The following is a 6,186-nucleotide window of genomic DNA, read 5'->3' as shown; positions in this document are numbered from 1 at the left end:
AACTACGTAAGGATGGCTATGAATTCGTTACCGTATCTGAACTCATTTCGGGTACAAGTGTAGACAGCAAAGAAATTCACTAAAACAAAAAAAGCTGACCTTCATTGGGTCAGCTTTCTCTTTTTACCAGACGGTGCAATTGCATGACTTGCCAGACGTTACAAAACAATAGTGGGACGAGCATGGACAGTGTTGCACGCACATTATCTTCCTTCAATGCAGGAATCCATTCCAATGCCGTAACGACAAACATAAAGAAGGTCGTCGGTATCCATGCTGATTTATTGGTCAGACTTACTTTTCCATATGCGGTAACAATAGCAACAATCAATAATACCGTTGGCTCAATAAAGTACGAACCAAATCCTTTTCCTTCACCGAAAGACGTATAGCGAAGATAAATCATATCGAAAAAGACAAACAAAATAAGAAATACTTGGACACTTTTCCACAGCGAAGCCGTTTTGAATATTGTTTTAGCGAAATAATTAATCGTCATATACGCAAAAAAACCCATCTGAGCCACAATACTAATGGTCATTCCATACAGGAGATACATGAACAAGCCTACAAAAAAGTTACCGGTGCTTCCCCCGAGTAGCTTGTCCAAGTCAAAAATAAGGGCAACCAGGATCCCGCCTAATCCCCCAAGCAAGAGCGTGGTAATAAAAAGCCATCCATACTTACGCAAACTCACCAAGTATTCCCTCCCATCCACATCGAATATGATTGTACCAATGGATACAAGAAAATACTAGCGTAAGAACAAAACAAAATGCACACGTTACTTGTAGGCAGAGTAAAGAAGGAGGTGTCCACCCCATGAGAAAAAAGACGATGTCTTTTTGGTTAACCGCTCTTGTCTGTCTGGTCCTCACCAGTTGCGGGGGTGGCGGACAAGCGCAAAGTTCGTCTCAGCCTGATTATAAAAGCGTCAAAGACATGGTGCTGGACATATTACAGACGGACGAAGCGAAGCAATCTGTAGGTAAAATGATGAAGGATGACAAGTTCAAACAAAGCCTGATGCTGGACGAGTCGACAGTGCGGACAACTTTGATCCAAAGCATGACGAATCCCAATAGCACGCACATCAAAGAAGCGTTTAAAGACCCTAAGTTCGCAAGCGCTATGGCGAAATCCATGAAGAATGAACAAAAAACGCTAATGAAGGACCTGATGAAGGACCCTGAATACCAAAAAGAGCTTATCAGCGTAATGAAAGACCCTGAGTTTGAGAAAAATTTGATGGACCTGATGAAAAGCTCTGCTTATCGACAGCAAACCATGCAAGTGATAAAGGATTCCTTGCAAAGTCCTTTGTTCCAGGCTGAACTCATGAAGATCATGACCAAAGTATCCGAGGACATGACCAAACCAAAGGAACTGAAGCCGAAGAAAAAAGGAAAAGAAGGTAAAGGTGGAGGTTCCGGCGGAGGTTCTTCTAGTGGAGGCAGCGGTAAATCTTCTTAAAACGCAAAGGTGAGCTCTATTGTAGAGCCCACCTTTTTCATCTTCTTAGATCTTATTGTTTGACGGCTTCCCCGCATTTTTCTATGACACGTTTGGCCATATCGATGTAAAGCTGACCAATTTCGGTCTTTTCTCCATAGATGGATGGGGAATAATCAGGTTCAGATGGATGATTATCCGGTTGTCCCAGCGGAATTTGAGCAAGCAGCTCACATGCCAATGTCTCGGCAAGCTTGGCTCCTCCACCACGACCGAATACGTATTCTTTCGAACCATCCTTAGCTTCGTACCATGCCATATTTTCTACAATACCGAGAATTTCATGACCGGTTCGCTTTGCCATAGCTCCTGCGCGAGCTGCTACAAACGCTGCAGTAGCATGAGGAGTAGTTACGACAATCTCCATGCTCTGCGGAATCATGGTATGCACGTCAAGGGCCATGTCTCCCGTTCCTGGAGGCAAATCCAACAAGAGGTAGTCCAATTCTTCGCCCCAGTGCACTTCTGTGAAAAAGTTACGCAGCATTTTCCCCAACATAGGACCACGCCAAATGATCGGAGAGTTGTCCTCTACAAAAAAGCCCATGGACATAACCTTTACATTTTGCTTTTCAACAGGCAGAATGGTTTCCCCAATCACGGTTGGACGTTGTTCAATATTCATCATATCGGGCACACTAAATCCGTAAATGTCTGCGTCGATAATGCCCACTTTTTTTCCTAGACGAGCCAGCGCAACAGCAAGGTTCACTGTCACCGTCGACTTTCCGACGCCACCTTTTCCGGAAGTGACCGCGATAAAGGTCGTATTCGAATCCTTCGCCAAGATCGGATTCAAGAGAGGAGCTTGTCCCGGTGTCATGTTATGTGTTTGCCCACCTTGGTTCTTGCGAAGCTGAGCAGATAGAGCCGCACGTTCCTCGTCTGTCATCGAACCGAATTGCAGGCGTACTTCTTCTGCTCCTAGCGCTTTCACAGCTGCGATGACATCGTCCTCGATCTTGGCTTTGAGCGGACAGCCCGAAATCGTCAGAACGACTGTGAGGCTTACTGTCTTGCCTTCAATATGGATATCCCGAATCATGTTGAGCTCGACCAAGCTACGATTAATTTCAGGGTCTTTTACATCGCGTAGTGCTTCGAGAACCTGTTCTCTGGTCAACATTCTGGTTCACCTCATCTATAATCTTTTCAAACATTTTCATGCTGGTATAACGGCAGCGTATGCGCGTTCATTATAGCATATTCGGGCGGTCGGAACACGATCACCGCCATCTCAGGGTGTAATTGGCGCTTTTTCTCCCGAGTACTGACGCAATATTCCCTGATAAATGGCATTCGCCATAGCTTTTTGGTATTCAACGCTCTGAAGTCGCTTGGCCTCCTCTGTATTGCTGACAAAGCCTACTTCTACCAAAACGGCCGGGCAGTTAACCTCCCGAATCAAGAACACATTGTTCGTCTTACTCGGAACCCGATCTGTATGACCGATCACCCGTTTGATCTCATCTTGTATCAAATAAGAAACTTCTGCACTCTTTTTGAAGCTAGGGGAATAAAAAGTCTGTGCTCCCGACCATTTCGGAGAAGGGATGGAATTAACGTGTATGCTGACCAAAAAATCCGGTGTACTATCATTGACCAGCCTTACCCGGTTTCGAATATCCTCAGATTTTCGTTTGCGTGCCTGTGCCGCATCTGGACTGGCCAAATCCTTGTCTTCCTCCCTCGTCATAACCACAAACGCTCCAGACTGCTGAAGGAAATCTCGCAAGTACATGCTAATGGCCAAAGTCACTTCTTTCTCAACTACATCCCCCTTTTTGGAAACGGCACCGCCATCGATTCCCCCATGCCCAGGGTCAATAGCTATGACCGTTCCCGTCAGTGGCAGCGACCACGCTTGCCAGGAAGAACGATCAGGCGCTTCGTAGGTGAACAACAGCATAAGTACCGCGAAAGCCAATATCCAGCCTACTCCTTTTCGTGTCACAGTGTATCGTCCCCTTTGTCCCATTCTCGTTCCATCATATGGACAAACATGGACAAATATACCCGTTTGTAGAAAGGAAAAACCCCCTGCCTGCGAAACAGACAAGGGGGATGTATCGATCCCAAGGCAAACAGAAAAGAAACGCCACACATTAGATTACATACTGTTTTTCCAATGCGTGGCGTTTCTGCACGTAGGTCCACTTACCAGCCACCAGGCTTATCTTTTCCCATATAAATATTAGCAATATCATGATGATCTTCCATATTGGGACGAATATGATAATGAACCCACAGATAGTATCCATCCGATTTTTTTAATAACTTAGCATCCAATCTGAAAATTTCCGTTTTATCGCTAAATATAGCGAAGACTCTTTCACCGCCACCAGGGCCTTTCACAGAAAGATCTTTAGCTGATTCCAAAAGATCATCCAGCTTTTTCTTCACAACAGGCCATACATCATCTGCTATCTTTTTCCCTAATTTCTTAACAGCAAATTCTGCTGCTTTTATGATTATTCTGGCAACAATTGGTGCAACCTGTTGCTTCTCTTTTATTTCTGACTCTCTCATTGAACTCGAGAGATTCTGTTTAGTTACTTGAGAATGATGATCTGCCGCGGCTACAGTGGAAGTCCCCACGACACCAGTAAAAACAAACGAAACCGCTAAAACAAGCGATACTATCTTCTTAAACATTTAAAAATCTACCACCTTTTCTTTAATTGATTTCATGTTTCCTTGTACATGTATACTGATTTATCTTTTGCATTACGAAGAAGCACCTTTTTGACCCATTGTGCAAACATTTCATTGATTTCTTCGATGTCTAACTGATCTTTTTCATAGCGGAAAATTACTAAATCTAATTGAGTATCATTCTCTTCATTTAGCTCATTATGTATATCAGAAAAGAGAACATCCCAACCATTTCCGTTTTTCTTTTTCCATACAGTACCCTCGATATCGTATCCATCTTCATGGTAAGAAACATGATAATGATGATCCGTTACGTACTCCTCTTGCATTTTGTCCCAATCCAACATTCTTTCCACTCTCCCATTTCTCAAGATTCACTTTTTCGTATGTTGAATTTTCAAGCCAAGTGTAATAGTGGCTCTATGATTGATTCTTATGCGGTATTCCACCACCTGACTCATGTGGTCAGTGATCCATTCGGGAGGCCAAATTTGAGCCATCCTCCAGCAACGTATCGCTCGCGGTCGAGATGTCCATTTGCCATTGACAACAGTTGATGCTCGAAGTATATTCAGTAGCTTTTGCCTCCGATTTCACTCACGAGCACTAGTAAAATGATAGCGGTTGAGTTCACACGAGCAGACCATTTCGGAGTAGATACAGTAGCACCAGATGCTATGTAGCTCTACACTTCATAGTTACTATCCCATATGAATGACCTCCTAACATTATTGAATATACCAAATTATACCATTTTAATAATTGTTTTCAATATATAATTTACTTTTTTTGGTAATTTATAAAGTAGCAATGGACTTGTTAAAAGACAGTGCTTTTCGGGGTATAGGAATTTTTATACGCATAGACATTTAGATAACAATAGGGGTTGCTCAAAAAACCATAGAAGGCAAATTGGAGGGCCGTTGGAAGAAAAAATTAAAGCCCCTGACCAATGATGGCCAAGGGCGATAATGTTGATAATTGAAAGCTTCTTAGCGCTTGGAGAATTGAGGTGCGCGACGAGCTGCTTTCAAGCCGTATTTCTTACGCTCTTTCATACGAGGATCGCGAGTCAGGAAGCCAGCGCGTTTCAGAGCGCCACGCAGTTCCGGATCTGCTTTCAGCAGAGCGCGAGCAACGCCGTGACGGATTGCACCAGCTTGACCAGTGGTTCCGCCGCCGTTTACGTTAACCAATACATCGTAACGACCGAGAGTTTCAGTCAGAACGAGTGGTTGTTTTACGATCAATTTCAGTGTTTCCAAACCAAAGTAAGTATCCATTTCACGCTTGTTGATCACGATGCGACCTTCACCTGGAACCAGGCGAACGCGTGCTACGGAGTGCTTACGACGACCTGTACCGTAGTATTGTACTTGTGCCACGTATATTTCCTCCCTTTACCTTAACCGCGAATTTGCCAAACTTCTGGTTTTTGTGCTGCGTGCGGATGCTCAGTTCCAGCGTATACTTTCAGCTTGGTGAACATTTGACGTCCCAGGCTGTTTTTAGGCAGCATGCCTTTTACCGCCAGTTCGAACATACGATCTGGGCGTTTGTTCAGCATTGCGCCAGCAGTGGTCTTTTTCAAACCACCTGGATACAGGGAGTGAGTGTAGTAAATTTTGTCATTCAGTTTGTTACCAGTCAATTTCACTTTGTCAGCGTTGATTACGATTACGAAATCGCCAGCGTCAACGTGAGGAGTGAATTCTGGTTTCAATTTTCCGCGCAGGATAGAAGCTACTTCGCTCGCCAGACGACCCAGCGTTTGGCCTTCAGCGTCAACGATGTACCATTTGCGCTCAACTTCGAGCGGTTTCGCCATATATGTGGTACGCATTTTTGTCCCTCCTAAATATCTTACCTAACACATATCCATCTACTTATAACCAAAACAACCGAAACTTGCAATGGAAGATAATTGCTGTTACGGGTGAGCAACTCTTCCAGGTGTTCCATGTAATCACGTTCTTGTCTTTCAATCCCGGGGCTAGAGTGGGGCTAGGCGGGGTTAAA

9 protein-coding genes (1 of these 9 only partly in view) are annotated in these 6,186 nt (G+C 44.1%); 2 read left to right on the top strand and 7 right to left on the bottom strand.

Features of this window, described 5'->3' with window-relative positions; translation table 11 throughout:
* A protein-coding gene (gene pdaB / locus HP567_RS04160) for a polysaccharide deacetylase family sporulation protein PdaB (RefSeq protein WP_173612342.1) crosses the window boundary here: on the top strand, nt 1-83 show its end. It extends 688 nt beyond the left edge of the window; only the last 83 of its 771 coding nucleotides appear in the window; its start codon lies beyond the left edge, outside the window; it ends in the stop codon at nt 81-83.
* Nucleotides 84-109: 26 nt separating this feature from the next.
* Here the strand turns inward: pdaB and HP567_RS04155 are convergent, their stop codons facing one another.
* Entirely contained in the window at nt 110-697 is a 588-nt protein-coding gene (locus tag HP567_RS04155; RefSeq protein WP_173612341.1) for a KinB-signaling pathway activation protein, read from the bottom strand.
* A 125-nt stretch (nt 698-822) separates the two neighbouring features.
* On the opposite strand from HP567_RS04155, the gene gerD reads away from it, so the two are divergent.
* Entirely contained in the window at nt 823-1,473 is a 651-nt protein-coding gene (gerD, locus tag HP567_RS04150; RefSeq protein ID WP_173612340.1) for a spore germination lipoprotein GerD, read from the top strand.
* 52 nt (nt 1,474-1,525) lie between these two features.
* Here the strand turns inward: gerD and HP567_RS04145 are convergent, their stop codons facing one another.
* The 6 genes from HP567_RS04145 to rplM all read right to left on the bottom strand — a co-directional run bounded on the left by HP567_RS04145 (nt 1,526) and on the right by rplM (nt 6,010).
* The gene (locus HP567_RS04145; RefSeq protein WP_173612339.1) at nt 1,526-2,638 is read right to left on the bottom strand and encodes a P-loop NTPase; all 1,113 of its coding nucleotides are present in this window, start codon (nt 2,636-2,638) and stop codon (nt 1,526-1,528) included.
* Between the two features lie 111 nt (nt 2,639-2,749).
* A complete protein-coding gene (cwlD, locus tag HP567_RS04140) occupies nt 2,750-3,466 on the bottom strand; it encodes an N-acetylmuramoyl-L-alanine amidase CwlD (protein ID WP_269137329.1) in 717 nt (238 codons plus the stop codon).
* Nucleotides 3,467-3,669: 203 nt separating this feature from the next.
* Entirely contained in the window at nt 3,670-4,167 is a 498-nt protein-coding gene (locus HP567_RS04135) for a YpjP family protein (RefSeq protein WP_173612337.1), read from the bottom strand.
* 32 nt (nt 4,168-4,199) lie between these two features.
* Nucleotides 4,200-4,514, bottom strand: coding sequence for a DUF3986 family protein (locus tag HP567_RS04130; RefSeq protein ID WP_173612336.1), 315 nt, complete (start codon nt 4,512-4,514; stop codon nt 4,200-4,202).
* Between the two features lie 645 nt (nt 4,515-5,159).
* Nucleotides 5,160-5,552: a 30S ribosomal protein S9 gene (rpsI, locus tag HP567_RS04125; RefSeq protein WP_005828788.1), complete on the bottom strand. Its 393-nt coding sequence runs from the start codon at nt 5,550-5,552 to the stop codon at nt 5,160-5,162.
* 20 nt (nt 5,553-5,572) lie between these two features.
* On the bottom strand, nt 5,573-6,010 hold the full coding sequence (rplM, locus tag HP567_RS04120; protein WP_012684005.1) for a 50S ribosomal protein L13: 438 nt from the start codon (nt 6,008-6,010) through the stop codon (nt 5,573-5,575).
* Nucleotides 6,011-6,186: the final 176 nt, after the last annotated feature.

This window comes from Brevibacillus sp. M2.1A, from assembly GCF_013284355.2.
Classification (GTDB): Bacteria; Bacillota; Bacilli; order Brevibacillales; family Brevibacillaceae; genus Brevibacillus.
The sequence above is the reverse complement of the archived record's forward strand: the minus strand, read 5'-3'. Positions and strand labels throughout refer to the sequence as shown.